The sequence below is a fragment of the Massilia terrae genome, from assembly GCF_024753145.1.
Taxonomy (GTDB): domain Bacteria; phylum Pseudomonadota; class Gammaproteobacteria; order Burkholderiales; family Burkholderiaceae_D; genus Telluria; species Telluria terrae.
On the sequence record NZ_JANUGU010000001.1, the window covers coordinates 457,458 to 476,855 of the forward strand.

14 protein-coding genes are annotated in these 19,398 nt (G+C 67.8%); 6 read left to right on the forward strand and 8 right to left on the reverse strand.

What is annotated here, in order from left to right:
• Positions 1 to 95: 95 nt before the first annotated feature.
• The 8 genes from NX778_RS02165 to NX778_RS02200 all read right to left on the reverse strand — a co-directional run bounded on the left by NX778_RS02165 (position 96) and on the right by NX778_RS02200 (position 11,588).
• A complete protein-coding gene (locus NX778_RS02165; RefSeq protein ID WP_258810036.1) occupies positions 96 to 968 on the reverse strand; it encodes a class I SAM-dependent methyltransferase in 873 nt (290 codons plus the stop codon).
• The gene (locus tag NX778_RS02170) at positions 965 to 2,416 is read right to left on the reverse strand and encodes an FAD-binding oxidoreductase (protein ID WP_258810037.1); all 1,452 of its coding nucleotides are present in this window, start codon (positions 2,414 to 2,416) and stop codon (positions 965 to 967) included. Before NX778_RS02170 ends, NX778_RS02165 begins: the two co-directional genes overlap by 4 nt.
• 99 nt (positions 2,417 to 2,515) lie before the next feature.
• On the reverse strand, positions 2,516 to 3,967 hold the full coding sequence (locus tag NX778_RS02175) for an efflux transporter outer membrane subunit (RefSeq protein ID WP_258810038.1): 1,452 nt from the start codon (positions 3,965 to 3,967) through the stop codon (positions 2,516 to 2,518).
• A 9-nt stretch (positions 3,968 to 3,976) separates the two neighbouring features.
• On the reverse strand, positions 3,977 to 5,083 hold the full coding sequence (locus NX778_RS02180) for an efflux RND transporter periplasmic adaptor subunit (protein WP_258811023.1): 1,107 nt from the start codon (positions 5,081 to 5,083) through the stop codon (positions 3,977 to 3,979).
• A gap of 204 nt (positions 5,084 to 5,287) precedes the next feature.
• On the reverse strand, positions 5,288 to 6,724 hold the full coding sequence (locus tag NX778_RS02185; protein WP_258810039.1) for a heavy metal sensor histidine kinase: 1,437 nt from the start codon (positions 6,722 to 6,724) through the stop codon (positions 5,288 to 5,290).
• Complete coding sequence (locus NX778_RS02190) at positions 6,702 to 7,391, reverse strand: heavy metal response regulator transcription factor (protein ID WP_258810040.1); 690 nt, start codon at positions 7,389 to 7,391, stop codon at positions 6,702 to 6,704. The genes NX778_RS02185 and NX778_RS02190 overlap by 23 nt, the downstream gene beginning before the upstream one ends.
• A gap of 22 nt (positions 7,392 to 7,413) precedes the next feature.
• Positions 7,414 to 10,488, reverse strand: coding sequence for an efflux RND transporter permease subunit (locus tag NX778_RS02195; RefSeq protein WP_258810041.1), 3,075 nt, complete (start codon positions 10,486 to 10,488; stop codon positions 7,414 to 7,416).
• Positions 10,485 to 11,588 carry an efflux RND transporter periplasmic adaptor subunit gene (locus NX778_RS02200; protein WP_258810042.1) on the reverse strand — a complete coding sequence of 368 codons (1,104 nt, stop codon included), beginning with the start codon at positions 11,586 to 11,588 and terminating at the stop codon, positions 10,485 to 10,487. Before NX778_RS02200 ends, NX778_RS02195 begins: the two co-directional genes overlap by 4 nt.
• 181 nt (positions 11,589 to 11,769) lie before the next feature.
• On the opposite strand from NX778_RS02200, the gene NX778_RS02205 reads away from it, so the two are divergent.
• From NX778_RS02205 to NX778_RS02230, 6 genes are all read left to right on the forward strand, one after another.
• Entirely contained in the window at positions 11,770 to 14,346 is a 2,577-nt protein-coding gene (locus NX778_RS02205) for a PAS domain-containing sensor histidine kinase (protein WP_258810043.1), read from the forward strand.
• A gap of 13 nt (positions 14,347 to 14,359) precedes the next feature.
• On the forward strand, positions 14,360 to 14,992 hold the full coding sequence (locus NX778_RS02210; protein WP_258810044.1) for a response regulator: 633 nt from the start codon (positions 14,360 to 14,362) through the stop codon (positions 14,990 to 14,992).
• A 287-nt stretch (positions 14,993 to 15,279) separates the two neighbouring features.
• Entirely contained in the window at positions 15,280 to 15,825 is a 546-nt protein-coding gene (locus tag NX778_RS02215; protein ID WP_258810045.1) for a chemotaxis protein CheW, read from the forward strand.
• Positions 15,812 to 17,143 (forward strand): CheR family methyltransferase, encoded by a 1,332-nt coding sequence (locus NX778_RS02220; RefSeq protein WP_258810046.1) that lies wholly within the window; start codon positions 15,812 to 15,814, stop codon positions 17,141 to 17,143. The genes NX778_RS02215 and NX778_RS02220 overlap by 14 nt, the downstream gene beginning before the upstream one ends.
• Positions 17,140 to 17,745, forward strand: a complete 606-nt coding sequence (locus NX778_RS02225; protein ID WP_258810047.1) for a chemotaxis protein CheW — start codon at positions 17,140 to 17,142, stop codon at positions 17,743 to 17,745. The genes NX778_RS02220 and NX778_RS02225 overlap by 4 nt, the downstream gene beginning before the upstream one ends.
• A 12-nt stretch (positions 17,746 to 17,757) precedes the next feature.
• On the forward strand, positions 17,758 to 19,392 hold the full coding sequence (locus NX778_RS02230) for a methyl-accepting chemotaxis protein (RefSeq protein WP_258810048.1): 1,635 nt from the start codon (positions 17,758 to 17,760) through the stop codon (positions 19,390 to 19,392).
• Positions 19,393 to 19,398: the final 6 nt, after the last annotated feature.

Sequence of the window (19,398 nt, forward strand, 5' to 3'; positions counted from 1 at the left end):
ATCCTGGAAAGTTTCTTAGCCAAATGCCGCGTCATCGTTGCCTCAGCGTACAGGGGCTACTATCAGTGACAAACCTGAGCATTTCGTTGGAGCCTTCAATGAGGACCCGCCGAAGCCAGCGCGACGTATTCGTCTTCGATCGGCCGTTCCGTAAGGTCTGTGCCATTCAGCAGATCGCCGCTGACTTCAAGCCTTTCAAGTTCGAAGCCTGCGTCGGCCAGGAAGCTCGCGAGACCGGGGCGCGCCATGCTCGACAGGAATGGCTCGCCCCGCCATCGCAACCAGACATCGATCAGGCGGCTGCCCTGCCGGAACCCGGGATGTCCGTTTGCCAGTGGCTGCAGCCACGTGAACGCCACGTGGCAATGCGGCGCTGCCGTGGCCATTTGCTCGAACAGTGCGCGCACCGCATTGAGCGGCATATACATCAGCAGTCCTTCCGCAACGAACAGCGTCGACGCCGCCCGATGAAACGCCGGATGCGTCGCCAGAACCGAGCTTAGGTCCTGCCGCGCCAGATCGGCGGCGATGAAGGCGATGCCATCGCCGCCTGCCGCAGCGCGCTTTACGGCTTGCGTCGCAGGGTGATCGATCTCGATACAGCAAACATCCGGGCGTGCCGCTTTCAGTTCCGCGCACAAGGTATCGAACCCGGCGCCGACCACGATCACTTGCGTACAGCCGGCGGCCAGCGCGGCTTGCGCATGCCGGCGCAGGATCTGCTTGCGGAGCGCAAAGTGCATGCAAATCCCCGGCAGGGTGGCGGCCTCGACCAGACCGCACAGGCGTTGAAACCATGCCTTGCGCAGCAGGTAGGCCAGGCGTGGATAAGCGCGCCGCAGCAACTGTTCGCCGAGGCGAAGCGCGTCGACAGGCAGCACAGCGGCAGGCAATGAGGCTCGCGCGCCCGCCAGCTGCAGTCCGCCCGCGACGATCAGCGCGGTCCTGCTGGGCTTGTCCGGTTTCATGCCACCAGATTAGCAGGTGCGCATCCAAACAGCGCCGCGTAATGGCGGTACCAGTTGCTCTGGAAGCGTCCTTGCGGATCGAAGCGGCGTTTCGCGTCCAGGAATTGTTCGAAGCGCGGATAGCAGGCGCTAAGCTGGGCTGCACTGGCAGCTCTCGAGTAAGTCAGGTAGAAGCTGCCGTCGCGCGCAATCGCCATGTCGATCAGGCGGCGGAAGGCGCGGTTTGTCGCATCGATGCCGTCGGCCGTATGCGGCGTGTGCAGATTGAAGATGACGCAGGCGTGGTCCTCGCGCGCCCACGGCAGGAAGCTTTCCGTGTCGCGTTCGATCAGTCGGACGGTCCCGTAAATGAGGTCGACGCCATGCTGCCTGAAATCGGCGGCTGCCGCGCGCATGAAGTCCACAAGCCGTTCGCGTGGCACATAGATTTCCCCGATCACTTCGGAGCCACAATGGCCCAGAGTGCGGTCGATGTCGCAATGGTAGCCGTCCAGATAAGTGCTCTGCTGCAGCCGGTCGCTCCAGTAATGCTGGCCGTTGGTCGACAGATAGTGGCGCGCGTAGTGTTCGAAAGCGGCGGTTTTGTCGGTGTGCGCAAGATGCAGCAGGTCGCGCCAATCCTGTTCGGACAACTCCCTTGTCGCGGCATCTAGCGGGGTGGCGTCGTCGACCGGCAGGTAGCACGAGAAGACGCCGCGCTGCATGAAGTCACGGCTGTCCGGGTCAATGGCGAACTGAAAGTCGCCGAAGACATAGCCGGCTGCGATGCGCTGCGAGAATGCCGGCATCAGTTCTTCCAGTTGAAGCAGCGTCACATCGCGCCTCATCCTCTGGCGTGGCGCAAGGCGAAGCATCACGCTGGCGATGACGCCGAACAGTCCATAGCCGCCGATCGCCAGCGAGAACAGCTCATGGTTGCTGCTCCGGCTGCAGTGCTTCACCTGGCCTTGTGCGTCGACCAGCGTGAAGGCTTCCACGTCGCCGATGAAGGGGCGCATCCGGAGGCCGCGTCCGTGAATGTTCGCGGACAGGCAGCCGCCCAGCGACAGCCGGTCCGCGCCGGTCTGCTTCTGGCGGATGCTCCAGCGGATGCCTTCCGGGTCTGGAGCGCTGTTGAGATGCTCGATCAGTTCCGGCCACTCGATGCCGGCTTCGACTTCGATCAGGCCGGCGGCCGTGTCGAAGGCCAGCACGCGGCGCATCTTCCGCATATCGAGCAGCACGGCATCGGCGGCAAATTGCTGCCCGCCCATCGCATGCCGCCCGCCACAGACCGCGACGGGCAAGCCCTGCCGTCCCGCCGCCGTGATGATGTGACGGATATCGTCAATGCTGCGCGGTTCGTAAATGCGCGCAACCCGTGTTGGATTGAGCGCGGAATGGATGTCGTTGACGACAGCGGGGCGATGATGTGGGTGCATGGCGCGCTTCCGAAACGGGGAGTGCAACCATTATTGGCAGGCTTGTTTGTTGGCGTTGGCGCTTTCTGCCAAGCGGTACGTGACGGTACTTCTGGTACCGCCGTTCGAGCGGTGCGCCATCAACGGTCAAGTTTTCCCAGGAAGTGAATTGCCTCGGCTTTGGTCTTCCTTCCAGCCACCGCCGAGCGCCTTGTACAAGGACACCGTCGCCTGCAGACGCTTGAGTTTCAATATCCCCATATCGTTCTGCACATTGGATAAAGCGCGCTGGGTATCGAGCACCGTCATCAAATCTTCGGCGCCGACCTTATATCGGATTTCCGACAGGTCGTACGCCTCGCGCGCCTGCTCCAATTCGGTCGTCTTCAAGCGACGCTGCTCATCCAGGCTGCGAATCTGGCCCAACGCCGTGTCCACTTCCGAGAAGGCGGAAATCACGGTCGCGCGATATACCTGGACCAGTTCCTGTTTGCGGGCGACGGCGAGGTCGCGTTCCCGCTTCAGCCGGCCGCCATCGAAAATCGGCGCCATCAGCGAGGCACTGACATTGACGAGCAGATTCGGTGCATTAAGCAGCGACAGCAAGGCGCTGCTTTGCGCACCCAGCGCTCCGGTGAGGTTAATGCTGGGGAACAGGTTCGCCCGAGCGACGGCGACGTTGGCGTCGGCGGCGGCCAGGTTGGCCTCGGCGCGACGAATATCGGGCCGGCGCGACAGGAGCTCGGATGGCAAGCCTGGGGACACCTCCGGCAAGGTGATCGTGTCCAGTCCTTCCTTACCAATGGAGAATGTCTGTGGCGTTTTGCCGAGCAGGATTGCCAGCGCCGACTGCGCTTCGCGCTCCTGCTGCATCAAATCCGGTATTTCCGATTTCTGCTGAGCCAGGGCAGACCGCTGGCGCGCAAGGTCGAGGGGTGAGGCTGCGCCTGCGCTCTTCTGTGCCTCGACCAATTTCAGGACATGCTCGGCATTCGCAACATGTTCGCGGGCGACGGCAAGCCGGTCATGCAGCGACAACACTTGCAGATAGGTCGACACGATACCGCTGGTGACCGTCAACGCCACGGTTTGGCGGTCGAAACGGTTGGCCTCCAGCGACGCTTCCGCAGACGCCACGCCCGCCTTGTTTTTGCCCCAGAAATCGACTTCGTAGGAAACCTGCAAGGAATTAGCGGCTGAGGTGCTTGCGCTGCCGCTTCCAATGGGTACGGCGCGGTTCGCGCCGCTGTAAAAATTCGCAGTGGGCAGTAACGACACGCCGGCAATGCGTGCCTCTGCTTCTGCCTGCCTCACGCGCGCAAGTGCGCCCGCGAGCTCCAGATTACTGGATTGGCCTTCAGCGACCAAATGCGTCAGGGCAGGGCTGCCAAACCGCTGCCACCAATTCTTGTCAGGCCACTCCTCGTGGTTCGAATTGCCAGCGACCGTCCAACCGGCAGGCAAGTCGACCTTGGGCGGCGGCTCCGCAATTGGGGCATGGCTGGCGCACCCCGCCAGAACGGCGCAAGCCAGACCAAACAGAATGGACGATGCTGCTGGAGTGCGGGGCAATGTCAGCTTTAAAGCGCGGTGCGTCATTGGCAATCCTCAAGAGCTTGATGCTGCCGCAGCGGGCGTCGGAAGCACATTGGGCGCCGGGCCGACCAGCACCTTGTCGCCTGCGGCCAATCCGGAAAGGATCTGTGCCTGTTGCGAATTGTGCAGTCCAATCTTCACCTTGCGGGCGCTGACGCGTTGGCCGGCGTCGAGCACGTTGACGTTGTAAAGGCCGTCCTCGTCCGGCGCACCAAGGCCGTTAGCCGGCAGCAGCAGCGCATCGCGCGCCTGCGCGACGACGAACTGCACCTGCGCACTCATACCGCTCATCAGTTCGTGATCTGGATTCTTGACCTCGAACAGGACAATATAAAAGGCCTGCTTGCCCTGTTCGCCCGTGCCGTCGACCGGGATGGGAATGACCTGGCGCAGCTTTCCCGACCAGCGCTTTCCGGGATAGCCCGGGGTCGTGAAACTCGCCGCCATGCCTGGCCGCAAGCGCGTCACATCGTTCTCCGCGACGCGCGCGGCTACGGTCATCTCCGACAGGTCGGCAATCCGGAGCAGCGGTGCGGCAGGTTGTGCGGCAGCGACCATTTGTCCCGTGCGCGCGGTGAGTGACACCACGGTACCGGCAATCGGCGACCTTACGATCGTTTTCTGGCGCGCTTCCTCATCGATTTTCGATGTCGCTTCGAGTTCGTGGATTTGCGCCGTGATCGCATCGACCCGCGCGCTTGCCGATGACGCGTTCATCCGCGCCGATTCGAAGGCGTCCTCGCGGGTCGCGTTCTGCGCTTTCAGCTGGGTCTGGCGCTTGAACTGGAGCTGGGCAAAATCAAGCTGTCCACGCTGGTCGGCAAGATCTGCCTGCAGCCGGGCCATCTGCGCGCGATTGCTTGCGGCTTTGGCCGGTTGTTGGGCCGGGGTGATGTCGACCAGGGCCTGGTCGGCCTGGATCGTGTCACCGACGGCGACCAGCACGTCTTTCACCTCTCCGGCGATTTGGGCGTAGGTGTCGACCCATTTGTGGAGCTGGAGCTTTCCGGGCGCGTCGACCGTTTGTTGGATGTCGCCGCGGCGCACGGTGACGGTGTCGAACTTGGCTGGCGCGGCGGAGGCCGGCGGCGCTGACAGCTTGGTCACTTGCGCCAACACGGGACTGGTGCCCAGCACAGCAGCTAGCGAAAGGAGGGCCACTGCCAGGTCGCGGTACGAGGCGCGGCACGCGCGACTGGCCAACGGGGATGTATTGTCTTGTTGATCAGAAGTCATGGGACAACAGCAGAAATATGCCGAGTATACACAGAATGTGAACTCGGCTGAGCACTTTGCAAGATCAAACGCCTGATTTGGCGCTTTTCAGGCGGCGGCCTGTTCGCGTGCCGCGGCGGACGCCATCGGAAAGCGCATCTCAAAGGTGGCGCCCTGGCCCGGTGCGCTGCGCACTTCGACCGTGCCGCCGTGCAGTTCCGCGATCGAGCGCACCACGGCCAGGCCAAGGCCGGTGCTGTCGGTTGAGCTGCGGGCAGGATCGGCGCGGTAGAAGCGGTCGAACAGGTGCGGCAGGTGTTCGGCGGCGATGCCGCAGCCGTTGTCGCTGACCGAGATGACGCAGGCATTGCCCTCGGCCGCCGCTTTCAGCACGACGGCGCCGCCGCGCGGCGTGTAGCGCAACGCGTTGGCCAGCAGGTTGGACAGGGCGCGCCGCAGCAGGAGCGGGTCGGCCATCAGCGTGCATTCGCCCTCGGTGCGCAGGCTGATGCCCTGTTCCTCGGCCATGATCTCGAAGAATTCGATCAGCCGGGCGAATTCCTCACCGACGGCGAGCCGCTCGCGCTTGACGGTCTGCTGCGCGTTGTCGGCGCGCGCCAGGAACAGCATGCTCGACACCATGCGCGATAGCCGGTTGCCTTCCTCGACCATCACTTCCAGCGTGTTCTGGTACTCGGCGACGTCGCGTGCGCGGCCGAGCGTGACGCTGGCGGCGGCCACCAGGTTGTTGATCGGCGAGCGGAACTCGTGCGCCAGGTCGGACGAGAAGCGCGACAGCTGCTCGAACGAGCGCTCCAGCCGCGCCAGCATGTCGTCGAAGGTGAGGGCGAGCTGGCGCAGGTCGGATGGCCAGGCCTCGTTGGCGATGCGCGCGTGCAGGCGCTGCGCGTTGATGCGGCCGATCGCTGCGCTGATCGCGCGCACCGGCGCCAGTCCGCGCCACACCAGCAGCCAGCCCAGCGCAGCGGCAACGAAGGTCGCCGCCGCCACCACCAGCGCCAGTTTGCGCAGGTAGCGGCGCAGGACCTTCTCGTCCTGGCTGACGTCGAGCGCACCGCGCAGGCGCATGCCTGGTCCCGTCGCTTCGGCCCGAACGCTGGACATCAGCAGGTAGCGGGTCTTGTCGCCGCTGCTGTCTGTCGTCCGGTCGTCGTCGTGGAGGTCGGGCCGCGCGAACCCTGCGGCGAATGCGCCGGCGTTGTCGGAGGCCAGCTTGACTGTACCGTCGGGTGCGATGAGCTGCCAGCCGAAGCGCTTGTTTTCTTCCTGCTGCTCGCTCCACTCGTGCTGCCACTGGGTCGGGTTCTGCTGCTTGGACAGGTGCTTGAACACTTCGTTCTGGATGCGCAGGTTGTCGCGGATTTCCAGCTCTTCCTTCTCGCGCAGCTGGTGCACCAGTTCCGCATACATCATCGCCGACACGCCCAGCACGATGGCGGCGATGGCCGCGCCAAAGAAGGCGCCCAGGCGCGCCGTCAGCGACCAGCGCCGCACGTCCAGCTCAATCGCGAATTTCGAGGACATAGCCGACTCCGCGCACCGTGTGCAGCAGCTTGACCGGGTAGGGATCGTCCAGCTTGGCCCGCAGGCGCCGGATCGCCACTTCGACGACGTTGGTGTCGGAGTCGAAGTTCATGTCCCAGACCTGGTCGGCGATCACGGCGCGCGGCTGGACCTCGCCGGTGCGCTTGATCAGCAGTGCCAGCAGCGCGAACTCCTTGGGTGTCAGGTCGAGCCGGTCGGCGCCGCGCGTGGCGCGGTGCTTGAGCAGGTCGAGCGCAAGGTCGGCCAGTTCGTAGCGGGTCGGTTCCTTGAAGTTGGCGCCGGCGTCGCCGCGGCGCAGGATCACCCGCACCCGCGCCAGCAGCTCGCTGAATGCGAAGGGCTTGACGAGGTAGTCCTCGGCGCCCAGTTCGAGGCCGCGCACGCGGTCTTCGACGTCGTCGCGCGCGGTGAGGAACAGCACCGGCGTCGGCGATGCGGCGCGGCGCGCGGTGTCGAGGATGGTCCAGCCGTCCAGCCCGGGCAGCATCACGTCCAGGATCGCGAGCGCGTAATGCTCGGTCAGCAGGCGGTGCAGGCCGTCCGGGCCATTGCTGGCGACGTCCACCGTCATTCCTGCCTCGCGCAGGCCCTGCGACAAATAGGCCGCCGCGGTAGCTTGGTCTTCGACCAGGAGAATTTTGGTCAAGGCGTATGGTCCGAAAAAATGGTCAGGCGGCCGCGCGCAGGGCAGGCACCGCGGTTGTCCGCCGCGCGGCCAGCCGGTCAAATACCAGGTACAGCACCGGCGTGATGAACAGCGTGATCAGCTGCGACAACAACAATCCGCCGACGATCGCCACGCCGAGCGGCTGGCGCAGCTCCGCGCCCGCGCCGAGGCCCAGCGCGATCGGCAGCGCGCCCATGATAGCGCACAACGTGGTCATCATGATGGGCCGGAAGCGCAGGATGCAGGCCTGGCGCACCGCCACCTGCGGCGCCAAGCCGTGGCTGCGCTGGGCGTCGAGCGCGAAGTCGATGATCATGATCGCATTCTTCTTCACCACGCCAACCAGCAGCAGGATGCCGACCATCGCCACGAAGCTCAGGTCAAGCCCGGTCATGCGCAGCGCCAGCAGCGCGCCCACCGCCGCCGACGGGATGCCGAGCAGGATGGTCACCGGATGGATCAGGCTTTCGTACAGCATGCCGAGGATGACGTAGATGACGGCGACCGCGATCGCGATCAGCCACAGCTGGCTGGTCTGCGACTGCTGGAACAGCGAAGCCTCGCCGGCGAACGATCCGAGGATGGTCGACGGCATGCCGATCGCGATCTTGGCCGCCTCGATCGCGGCGGCGGCGTCGGACAGCGACTTGCCGTTGGCGAGGTCGAAGGAGATCGTCACCGCCGGCAGCTGGCCCTGGTGGTTGACGGCCAGCGTGGCCGGCCCGCGGCCGATCCGGGCGAAGGCGCTCAGTGGCACCAGCGTGCTGCCGGTGCCGTGCACGTAGACCTTGGACAGGCTGGTTTCGTCGCGGCGGAAGTTATCGGACAGTTCCATGATCACCTGGTAGCTGTCCTCCGGCGCATAGATGGTCGACACCTGGCGCGTGCCGAACGCTTCCGACAGCGTGGTGCGCAGGCTGTCCATATTGACGCCCAGCTGCGCCGCCTTGTCGCGGTCCACCTCGACGCGCGCTTCCAGGCCATTGCGCTCGCTGTCGGTGGCCAGGCCGACGAAGACCGGCGACTTGCCCAGCTCCTCGACCAGCTTGCCCGCCCAGTTCTCGACCGAGCCGGGAGTGACCGCCTGCAGCGTGTACTGGAAGGTGCTCTTCGAGCTGCGCCCGCCCAGCTTCAGGTTCTGCACGGGGCTGAAGAACACCTTCACGCTTGGCAGGAAGGCGGTTTCGGCGCGCAGCTGCTTGAGCACCAGCGGCATCGCCGGTCGCTGTCCGCGCGCCTTGAGCGTGAGGTAAAGCGCGGTGGTGTCGTGGTCGACCTTGGAGGCCAGGTCGGCCACGTTCGGATCCTTCATCAGCACCGCTTCGATCTGCTTGAGGACCGCGAGCCGGCCTTCGTACGACATATCCTGTGGGGTGTCGACGGTGGCGTTGATCTGGCCGGTGTCCTCCTGCGGGAAGAAGCTCTTGGGCGAGGCGACGTAGAGCCAGGCCGTCAGCGCGAAGGTGGACAGTGCGGCGATCATCACGGTCTTGCTGTGCGCGAGCGCCCAGTCGAGCGTGCGGCCGTACACGGCGAGCAGGCGCTCGAAGCCGCGTTCGAAGGCGAGGCTCCATGCCGGCGGCGCGCGGTGCGCTGCTTCCGGCTTGACGAGCAGCGCGACCAGCAGCGGCACCAGGGTCAGCGAGGCCGCCGCCGACACCAGGATCGCCAGCGTCACCACCAACGCGAACTCGTGGAACAACAGCCCGATGGTGCCCGGCATGAACAGCACCGGGATGAACACCGCCACCAGCGACACCGAGATCGAGACCACGGTGAAGGCCACCTCGGAGGCGCCACGCAGCGCAGCCTGGCGCGGCGCCATGCCTTCCTCGATATGGCGCATGATATTTTCGAGCACCACGATGGCGTCGTCGACCACCAGGCCAACCGCGATGGTCAGGCCCATCAGCGAGATATTGTCCAGGCTCGTGCCGAAGGCCAGCATCAGGCCGAAGGTGCCGAGCAGGGAAACGGGCAGGGTGATCGAGGGGATCAGCGTTGCCGCGAGGCGGCGCAGGAACAGCAGGATCACCAGCACCACCAGCGCGATCGTCAGCAGCATGGTCAGGTTGACGTCGTGGACCGCGTCGCGGATCGAGATCGAGCGGTCGTTCAGCACCGTCACCTTGACCGATGCCGGCAGCTGGCCGGTCAGGCGCGGCAGCGCGGCGCGGATGGCGTCGATGGTGGCGACCGTGTTGGCGCCGGGCTGGCGCTGCACCTGCAGCAGGATCGAGCTCTCGCCATTGATGCCGCTGGTGTTCTGGTTGTTCTCGACGCTGTCGAGCACCTTGGCCACTTCGTCCAGCCGCACCGCGCGGCCGTTGACGGTGGCGACCACGATGCGGGCGAAGTCGGCGGCTTTCATCAGGCCCGTCGTCATCTGGATGCTCATCATCTGGCGATGCGTGTCGAGCTGGCCCAGCGGCGCGTTGGAATTGGCCGCCTTCAGCGCGGCCGCGATGTCGGGCAGGCCAAGGCCGAGCGCGGCCAGCTTGTCGGGATCGATCTCGACCCGCACCGCGTAGCGGCTCTGGCCCGACACGTTGACCTGGGCCACGCCGCTGATGGTGGACAGCGCCGGCACCAGCACGTTGTCGGAGAACGCGTTCAGGTCGGACAGGCGCAGCGAGGGCGAGGACAGGCCGACCAGCAGGATGGGCGCATCGGCCGGGTTGACCTTGCGGTAGGACGGCGGCGTGGTCATCTCGGCCGGCAGCGAGCGCGAAGCACGGAACAGCGCGGCCTGCACGTCGGCCGCGGCGGCGTCGATATTGCGGCTGGCTTCAAATTCCAGCGTGATCTGTGTCTCACCCTGGATGCTGGTCGAGGTGGTGTTGATCAGGCCAGGGATGGCCGAGAACTGCTTCTCCAGCGGCGTGGCGACCGAGGTGGCCATGGTCTCCGGGCTGGCCCCGGGAAGGTGCGCCCCGACCTGGATCGTTGGTGTATCGTAGGTGGGCAGGGCGGCCACCGGCAGTTTCAGCCAGCAGGCGAATCCGGCCACCACCACGCTCAGCCACAGCAGCAGGGTCGCGATCGGACGCTGCAGGCACAGTCCGGCGAACTTCATTGGCCCACCATCGCGACCGTTGCAGGGTTGGACGCGGCCACGCGCACCTTGGCGCCGCTGCGCAGGTTCTGGCCGCCTTCGAGCACCACCGGTACACCGGCCGGCAAGCCGCCGATCACCGCCATGCCGCCCTGGATGCGCAGCAGCTCGACCGGCCGCGTGGCGACCTTGCCGTCGTCCGTGGTCAGGAACACGAAGCGGCCGGCCGGCCCTTCCTGCACGGCCTGCGGCGGCAGCACCACGGCGCCGTGGTTGACGCCGGCGTGCACCACCACGCGCACGAAGCCGCCCGGCCACAGGGTGTGGCGCGGATTCGGGAAGCTCGCCTTCAGGTCGATCGATGCGCTGTCCTGGTTGATGGTGTTGTTCACGAAGGTCAGCTCGCCGTCCGCGGCGTCGCCGTCGATCGATACGTGGACCGCACCGGCGGCGCGCGCGGCCAGCAGCGCCGGCATGTCCTTCTCCGGCAGGGTGAACTCGACGCCCACCGGCGAGAACTGCGCGACCGTCACCAGCGGTGCGCTGCCGCCGGCCTGCGCCAGGCTGCCCGGGTGCACGCTGACGGCGCTGGCCTTGCCGGCGATCGGCGAATAGATGCGGGTGTGGGCCAGCGTGGTGCGCGCGGCGCTGATCTCGGCCGCGGCGGAGTTGGCCTGCGCGACCAGCGCATCGACCTTGCTGGCAGCGGTGTCGACGCTGCTCGCCGCGATGAACCTGGACGCCACCAGGGCCTGCGCGCGCTGGTAGTCGCGCCGTGCATCGGCCAGCTGCGCGGCGATCATCGCTGCCTGCGCCTGGGCCTTGCCCAGCTGGGCGCGGGCGTCGCTGTCGTCGAGCGTGAACAGCAGCTGGCCCGGCTTGACGTCGTCGCCCTCGCGGAAGTTCACGGCGAGGATGGTGCCGGTCAGCTGCGGCCGCACCTCGACGAAGTTGAGCGGGACGATGTGGCCTTGCGCCGACAGTTCGATCGGGATGTCGAGCGCGCGGGTGCGGGTCACGCTGACCAGCGGCGGTTTCTTGTCTTCGGTGGCGGGGGCCTTGGCGCAGCCGGCCAGGACGAGGGCGGCGGCCAGCAGGAAAGTGGTGCGGTGTGCGTGCATGTCGGGACCTGTTGAATGACATGCCATTGTGCCTTCCGGTACCTGACGGAAAGAGGAGCGAAAGATTACATTTCCGTTATCTGAAACGCGCGCCCGATTTATGCACCACGCGTTGCGCCTTTCCTGCAAGCATTGTAGATTCTGAAATAAGATAGCAAAACCACTATCAAGCGCTAAGCTGATGACCGACGACCACGCCACCCCTTCCTCGACTTGCGCCTTCCCCGGCGCGGGCGAGATGGTGCGCGCGGTGAACGAAAAGGACTGGAGCCAAACCATCCTCGGTCCGCTTGAGCGCTGGCCCGAAGCGATCCGTTCCGCCGTCAGGCTGAGCCTCGCCTCGCAGTTCCAGATGGCGGTGCTGGTCGGCCCCGACCTCGTGTATGTATATAACGACCAGTGCGCGCAGATTTTCGGCGACAAGCATCCGTGGGCGCTCGGGCGGCCGGTGCGCGAAGTGTGGCCGGAGGCGTGGGACAGCCTGGAGCCGCTGCTGACCGACGTGCTGGAGACCGGCCGGCCGTGCCGCCGCGACGACCTCCTGCTGGTGCTGCATCGCGCCGGCTTCACCGAGGAATGCTACTTCACGGTCTCGTACAGCGCGATCTACGACGCCGGCCATGCGATCGCGGGCGTTCTTGTCAATACCATCGAGACGACCCAGCGCGTGCTGGCCGAACGGCGCCAGCGCTGGCTTGGCGAGCTGGCGATCCAGGTGGCCCAGCGCCGCGGCGCGGACGGCGCGCTCGACCTGCTGCGCGACGCGATGGCCACCAATCCCTTCGACCTGCCGCTGGTCGCGCTGTACCTGGCCGAGGGCGAATCGGCGCGGCGCGTGTTTTGCAGCGGCCTGCGTTCCGGCGGCGCGCGGATTCCAACGAGCCTGCCGTGGCCTGCGCCGGGCGCGGCCGCGCCGGCGCATCCGTTTGCGGCGCTGGCCCTGACCGGGGCGTCGCAGTTGTTCGAGGCCGCCGCCATGCTCGACGAGGGTGACCGCTGCGGCGCCTGGGACGAGCCGGTGCGCCAGCTGCTGGCGGTGCCGCTGGCGTTGGCGGGGCCGGGCCAGGCGCGCGGCCTGATGGTGGTCGCGCTCAATCCGCTGGTGCGTTGCGACGACAATTACCTGCGCTTCGTGCACACCACGGTCGGCCTGGTGGCGACCGCGATCGCCGGCGCCGACGCGCTCGAAGCCGAGCGGCGCCGCGCCGAGACGCTGGCCGAACTTGACCTGTCGCGCTCGCGCTTCTCGGCTTTGAACCGCGAAGTGGCAGCGATCCGCGACGACCTGACCAAGGTGATCGAAGGGGCCAGCGACGCCATCGTCAGCTATGACCACGAGTTGAAAATCCGCTCGCTCAACGCGGCGGCGGCGCGTTCGTTCGACCGCGAGGTGCACCAGCTGGCCGGCCGCCAGCTGCTGGACGTGGCGCCGGAGGTCGCCGGCACCGCGCTGCTGGAAGCCTTGCGCGCGGTGGCCGCCGGCGGCAGGCCGGAAGCGGTCGAACATTACCACCCGGCCGGAAGGCGCTGGTACGAGGTGCGGATCCTGCCGGCGCCGTACGGCGTACTGGCTTTCGGCGCCGACATCAGCGCGCGCAAGGCGGCCGAACAGGCCATGCGCGATGCCAATGCGATCCTGGAGCGGCGCGTCCACGAGCGCACCGGCGAGCTGCGCGAGGCGCACCAGCTGCTGGCGGCGGTGTTCGACCGGGCGCCGGGCGCGGTGGCGATCACCTCGATCGAAGGCGATTACCTGCGGGTCAACCAGGCCTACCTGGCGATGCTCGGCTGCGACGAGAAATGGCTGGCGCGGCGCAGCCTGTCGCAGCTGGTCGAGCCGGCCGATTTCGATGCGGCGGCGCCGTGGGTGGCGCGCCTGCTGGCGGGCGAGGTCGCGTCCTGCCGTACCGAGATGCGGTTCCGGCGCGCCGGCGGCGAGATGGTCTGGGTGCTCAGCTTCCTGTCGCTGATCGAGGATGGCGATGGACGGCCGCGCTACCTGGTCCACATGGCCAAGGACGTGACCAAGCGCCGCCAGCGCGAGGCCGAACGCCGCGCCGCGCAGGAGGAACTGAAGTCGCTGTACCGGCGGCTCGAAACGGTGCGCGAGATGGAGCGCGCGGCGCTGGCGCGCGAGGTGCATGACCAGCTGGGCCAGGTCCTGTCGGCGGCCAAGATCGACATCCGGCTGCTGGAGGACCACATCCTGGCGCTCGACGGCGACCACGAACCGGAAGAGGTGGCGCGCGAGCTGCGCGGCGCCAGCGGCACGCTCGATCGCGCGCTGCAGATCGTGCGCGACATCGCGACCGAGCTGCGCGCGCCGGAACTGGACGGGCAGGGGCTGTACGCGGCGCTGGAATGGCACGCCCGCGATTTCGAGCAGCGCACCCGCATCCGCACCAGCGTCGAAGTGGAGGCCGGGCTGCCGCAGCCGGCGCGCCCGGCGGCCGAGGCGCTGCTGCGCATTTTCCAGGAGGCGCTGACCAACGTGCTGCGCCATGCCCACGCCGGCGAGGTGCGGGTCACGCTGGAGCGGCGCGGCCAAAACCTGCTGCTGCGTGTGCGCGACGACGGCCGCGGCATCGGGCGCGGCGGCCGGGCCCGCGCCGGCGCCCTCGGCCTGAAGGGCATGCGCGAGCGCGCGGCCCTGGTGCGGGGCCGCCTGCTGGTCGGGCCGCTGGCCCCGCGCGGCACGCTGGTGTCGGCGCTGGTGCCGGTCGACGGCGGACTGGCCGGCGCTGTTCAAGACATATGAAAGACGAAACAAGATGATCAGGATTGCGATTGCGGACGACCATGAACTGATACGCGAAGGCGTAAAGAAGATCGTGCGTTCGCACCCGGACCTGCGCATCGTCGGCGAGGCGGCCGACCTGGCCGGGACCCTGGCCCTGGTGCGCCAGCATGCGCCGGACGTGGTGGTCCTTGACATCAACCTGCCGGACTTCGACGGCCTCGAAGGACTGGCCGAGCTGCGCCGCCATCATCCCGAACAACGTGTGGTCCTGCTCAGCATGTACGGCGAGGACAAGTACGCGGTCAACGCCTTGCGCGCGGGCGCCAGCGGCTACGTCACCAAGGCCATGGCCGCGGACGAGCTGGTGCGCGCGGTGCGGCAGGTGGCGGCCGGCGCGACCTATATCGGGCCACGCCTGGCCGAGCAGATGGCGCGCCAGATGCTGGAGGGAGCCGAAGCGCCGGCGCACGAACGCCTGACCGCGCGCGAAAGCGAGATCGTGGCCCTGATCGGGGCCGGCCTGCAGGTCAAGCAGGTGGCCGCCGAGCTGGGGATCAGCGTCAGCTCCGTCAATACTTACCGCAACCGCATTTTCCGCAAGCTGGGCCTGCATTCGAATGCGGCCCTGATCCGCTACGCATTGAAGCACGGCTTGGTCGTTTAGCAGCAATTGTTAATAATGCGCAACAATGTGACATGATTTGCTGTCGTTAAAATTACGACAGGCGCGCTGCAGTTTTGCGACAGGAAGCGCGCGTGCGCACCACGGTGGTGCGCGAAATGGCAACAAGTTCGGGTTATTTGCGCGCTATAGGGCGCTAGCGGCCGCAATGCCGCTGCGCGACGCACGCACGACGGACCTGTGCGCCAGGGCAGCCGGACGTTAGCATCGGGACCAGGGGTGTTGATTCGCCTTTAACAATCTCCGTAACGTTTTGAGAAGCCATCGATATGAACGAGCAAGCTTCCGCGACCTCGATGTTGCGGCGACCAGGCGGCGCCGGGGCTGGCGCTGTCCAACAGGGGCCGCAGGACGCACTCCAGGTGCTGGAGTTCGCCTGCGGCGGGCGGCGCTTTGCGGTACCGCTGGCCTGCGTCCGCCGCGCCGTGCTGAGCGCCCAGCCGGACCCGCTGCCGGGTGCTTCGGACATCGCGCTGGGCGTGCTCGACATCGGCGGCGAGACCGTGACCGTGCTCGATTTCTCGCGCCGCGCCGGCTGCGGCCCGACCGTCATCCACCCCGGGCAGCAGTTCCTGATCGTGGAGCTGGGCGGTTTCCTGTGCGCGTTCGTGGTCGACGCCATCACCGGTCCGGGCGTGGCCATGCGCGGCGCCGATGGCTGGCCGGGCGAAGTGGGCGCGGCCGGTTTCGTCGACTGCGCAGTGCACCTGCCCGACGGCCTGTGCCTGGTGGTCGATCCGGCGCGCTTCCTGTTCGACGAAGAGCAGGCGCAGTTGGCGCTGGCGCTCGAGGAGCTGTCCGATGAACGGCATTGAACAGGCGAGGCTGGCCGACGCCGCGCTGGACCTGGCGGCGCAGCGGGTCGAGGCCGAGACCGGCCTGCGCTTCGCCGGCGCGCGGCGACGCCAGTTCCACGCGGCGCTGGGGCGGATGGCCAGTGCGCTCGGCCACGCGCACGTGCCGGCCTGCGCGGCCTGGCTGGCCGACGGGCCGTGGGACGATGCGCGCGGCGCCGCCTGCGCGCGCTTCCTGACGATCGGCGAGACCTATTTCTTCCGCGAGCCGCGTGCCCTGGACCTGGTGTGCGAGCAGGCGCGCGCCCACCTGGCGCGCGGCGAACAGCGGCCGCTGCGCATCTGGAGCGCCGGCTGCTGCACCGGCGAGGAGCCGTATTCGATCGCGATCGCGCTGCGCCGGCGCGTGCCGCAAATGGCGCCGGCAATGGCGTCGATCCTGGCCACCGACCTGAACGAGGCCTTCCTCGACTTCGCGCGCGCCGGCGTCTACCGCCGCTGGTCGTTCCGCAACACCGATCCAGCCGACCACGCGGCCTGGTTCCGGCCGGTCGACGAGGGCCGCTTCGAGATCGATCCCGCGCTGCGCGCGCAGGTCCGCTTCGACTGCCTGAACCTGGCCGGCGCGAGCTATCCCTCGGCCGCCAGCGGCACGCTGGCGATGGATGTCATCTTCTGCCGCAATGTGCTGATGTACTTCGGCCCGCAGCAGGCGCGCGACACGGTGGCGCGGCTGCGAGCTTGCCTGGTTGACGGCGGCTGGCTGGTGGTGAATGCCAGTGAAGCGTCGCCTGAGCTGTTTGCCGGCTTCACGCCGGTATTCCACGCGGACGCGGTGTTCTTCCGCAAGGACTCGCAGCCGCAGCCAGCCGAGCTGCCGCCGGCCGAACCATCGCTGCCCGACTTGCCGCAGCCTGCCGCCGCGCCACGCGCACGGGGCCGCGTCGCGGCCGCGCCGGCGCCGCGCCGCGCCGAAACCCCGCCCCGTCCGGACCTGATGGCGCGCGCCCGCGAGTTGATGGAGCAGGGCAGCCGCGACGAGGCGCTGCAGTGCCTGCGCCGCGCCGTCGAGGCCGACCCGCTGTCGCTGCCGTTGCAGCAAAGCGCCGCGCTGTTCGCGTTGGAGCACGGCGAGCGCGCACTGGCGCGCGAGGGCGTCAAGCGCCTGCTGTACCTGGATCCGGACAGCGCCCTCGGCCACTACCTGGCCGCGCTGATCGAAGACGCGGAAGGCCGCCGCGCGCGCGCGCTGCGCCTGCTGCACGATTGCCGGCGGCTGGCCGGCGCCGACCGCGATCTCGACGGCGCCGCCGCGCGCTGGCTGGAGCGATTGCAATGAGCGGCCCGGCATTTGACTGGGAGGCGATGGTGCGCCGGCTCGAGGCCAGCGCCGCCGCGCTCGCTGCGCAGGACCAGGACGATCCGGCGCGGCAGGCGCGACTGCTCAGGGAACGGGCGGAGGCGCTGGCCCACCCCTCGGTTCCGGCGGACGGCGCGCCTGCCGGCGGCATCGAGGCGCTGGCCTTCCGTTGCGCCGGCGAGCGCTATGCCTTCGAGGCGGCGCTGGTCGCGCGCGTGCTGGCCTGGCAGCCGCTGACCGCCATCCCGGGCGTGCCCGCCTGGGTCGCCGGCGTCACCATGTCCGAGGGCGAGGTGCTGGCGGTGGTCGACCTGCGGGTGCTGCTGGCGCTGCCGCTGGCCGAACTGTCCGACCCTTCGGCGCTGATTGTGCTCAAGGGCGAGGACAACTGCTTCGCGGTGCTGGCCGACGCGATCGACGGCGCGCGCCGCTTCGCACAAACGGACCTGGGCCACTGCCTGCCCGCGCTGGCCGATCTGGCCAACACCTGCCTGCTCGGGGTCGCCCCCGACCGCACCGCGCTGCTTGACGCGCGGCGCCTGCTTGCCGATTCCACCCTGGTCGTCGATGCCGACCGCTGAAAGGAGATTGAGATGCCCATTTTTGCCGACATGACCACCCGCGCCAAGCTGACGCTCGGCTTCGGCCTGCTGGTCGCGACGATGGTGGTGGCAAGCGCGATGTCCTACCAGGCCCTGACCAAGCTGCGCGCCTCGCAGCAGACGCTGTTCACCGACGACCTGGGAATCGCCCTCAAGATGGTCGAGCTGCGCAACGCCATCAACCGCGAGCGCGTGGCGCTGCTGTCGTCCCTGGTGACCCAGGGCGGGGCGCAGGTATCCTTCAACCGCCAGCTCGACATCGAGGAGGCGACGATTCGCGGCCTGATCGCGGAGCTGGAGCCGTACAAGGACGTCGACGAGGAGTTCGGGCGCGGCTATGCGCGCCTGCTGACGGCGCACGATGAATACGCGGCGATACGCGACGGCGAGGTGGTCGCGCCGCTGAAGGCCGGTGAGCGCAATGTCGCGGTATCGGCCGTCACCGGCAACCTGCAGCGCAAGTTCGATCAGCTCAAGTCAGTCGCCGACGAGATGGGCAAGGAGCAGCTGAGCCAGGCGCGCCAGCGCATGCGCGACAGCGACGCGCTCGTGCAGCGCGCCGGCGCCGCCCTGTTCGCAATCGGCGCGGGGGCGGCCGCGGTCGCGTTCCTGATGGGCTGGTGGCTGAACCGCTCGATCGCCGCGCCGCTGCGCGAGGCCACGACGCTGGCCGCGCGCATCGCCACCGGCGACCTGCGCGCGCACGTGCCGCCGCCGGCCGGCCGCGACGAGGTCGGGCAGCTGATGGAGGCGCTCGGTGAAATGGTGCACTCGTGGCGCGCCCTGGCCACCGAAACCAACACCGGCGTGGCGACGCTGACCGCGGCCGCCGGCGAGATCCTGGCCAGCACCGCGCAGGGCGCCGCCAGTTCCACCGAGACCGCCGCCGCCGTCAGCGAGACCACTGCTACGGTGGAGGAGGTCAAGCAGACTTCGCTGCTGTCGAGCGAAAAGTCGCGCGCGGTGTCCGACTCGGCCCAGGAGGCCGCGCGCACCGCCGCCGACGGCCGTCGCGCGCTCGAGGAGAGCATCGAAGGCATGCAGACCATCCAGGAAAAGATGGAGGCGATCGCCGGCACCGTGGTGCGCCTGTCGGAGCGCAGCCATGCGATCGGCGAGATCACGGCCAGCGTCGCCAGCCTGGCCGAGCAATCGAACCTGCTGGCGGTGAACGCCGCGATCGAGGCCGCCAAGGCGGGCGAGCACGGCAAGGGTTTCGCTGTGGTGGCGCAGGAGGTCAAGAGCCTGGCCGAGCAGTCGCGCCAGGCCACGCGCCAGGTGCGCGAGATCCTGGGCGAGATCCAGAAGAGCGTGGGCGCCGCCGTGATGATCACCGAGCAGGGCGCCAAGACCGTGGCGCAGGGCGTCGAGCAGACCGCCCGCGCCGGCCAGGCGATCCGCGAGCTGGCCGAGAACATCGCAGACGCCGCGCAGGCGGCGGTGCAGATTGCAGCCTCCAGCCAGCAGCAGCTGGCCGGGATGGACCAGGTGGCGCTGGCGATGGAAAACATCCAGCAGGCCAGCGCCGAGACCGCGGCCGGCTCGCGCCAGGCCGAAGCCTCGGCGCGCGACCTGCACGCGCTGGGCCAGTCGCTGCGCCGGGTGGTCGAACGTTTCCAGGTGTGAGCATAC

Bases quoted from the DNA above. Each gene is read 5' to 3' on its own strand.
- NX778_RS02165 (WP_258810036.1), bottom strand. From the start codon at position 968: ATGAAACCGGACAAGCCCAGCAGGACCGCGCTGATCGTCGCGGGCGGA.
- NX778_RS02175 (WP_258810038.1), bottom strand. From the start codon at position 3,967: ATGACGCACCGCGCTTTAAAGCTGACATTGCCCCGCACTCCAGCAGCA.
- NX778_RS02185 (WP_258810039.1), bottom strand. From the start codon at position 6,724: ATGTCCTCGAAATTCGCGATTGAGCTGGACGTGCGGCGCTGGTCGCTG.
- NX778_RS02195 (WP_258810041.1), bottom strand. From the start codon at position 10,488: ATGAAGTTCGCCGGACTGTGCCTGCAGCGTCCGATCGCGACCCTGCTG.
- NX778_RS02200 (WP_258810042.1), bottom strand. From the start codon at position 11,588: ATGCACGCACACCGCACCACTTTCCTGCTGGCCGCCGCCCTCGTCCTG.
- NX778_RS02205 (WP_258810043.1), top strand. From the start codon at position 11,770: ATGACCGACGACCACGCCACCCCTTCCTCGACTTGCGCCTTCCCCGGC.
- NX778_RS02210 (WP_258810044.1), top strand. From the start codon at position 14,360: ATGATCAGGATTGCGATTGCGGACGACCATGAACTGATACGCGAAGGC.
- NX778_RS02215 (WP_258810045.1), top strand. From the start codon at position 15,280: ATGAACGAGCAAGCTTCCGCGACCTCGATGTTGCGGCGACCAGGCGGC.
- NX778_RS02220 (WP_258810046.1), top strand. From the start codon at position 15,812: ATGAACGGCATTGAACAGGCGAGGCTGGCCGACGCCGCGCTGGACCTG.
- NX778_RS02225 (WP_258810047.1), top strand. From the start codon at position 17,140: ATGAGCGGCCCGGCATTTGACTGGGAGGCGATGGTGCGCCGGCTCGAG.
- NX778_RS02230 (WP_258810048.1), top strand. From the start codon at position 17,758: ATGCCCATTTTTGCCGACATGACCACCCGCGCCAAGCTGACGCTCGGC.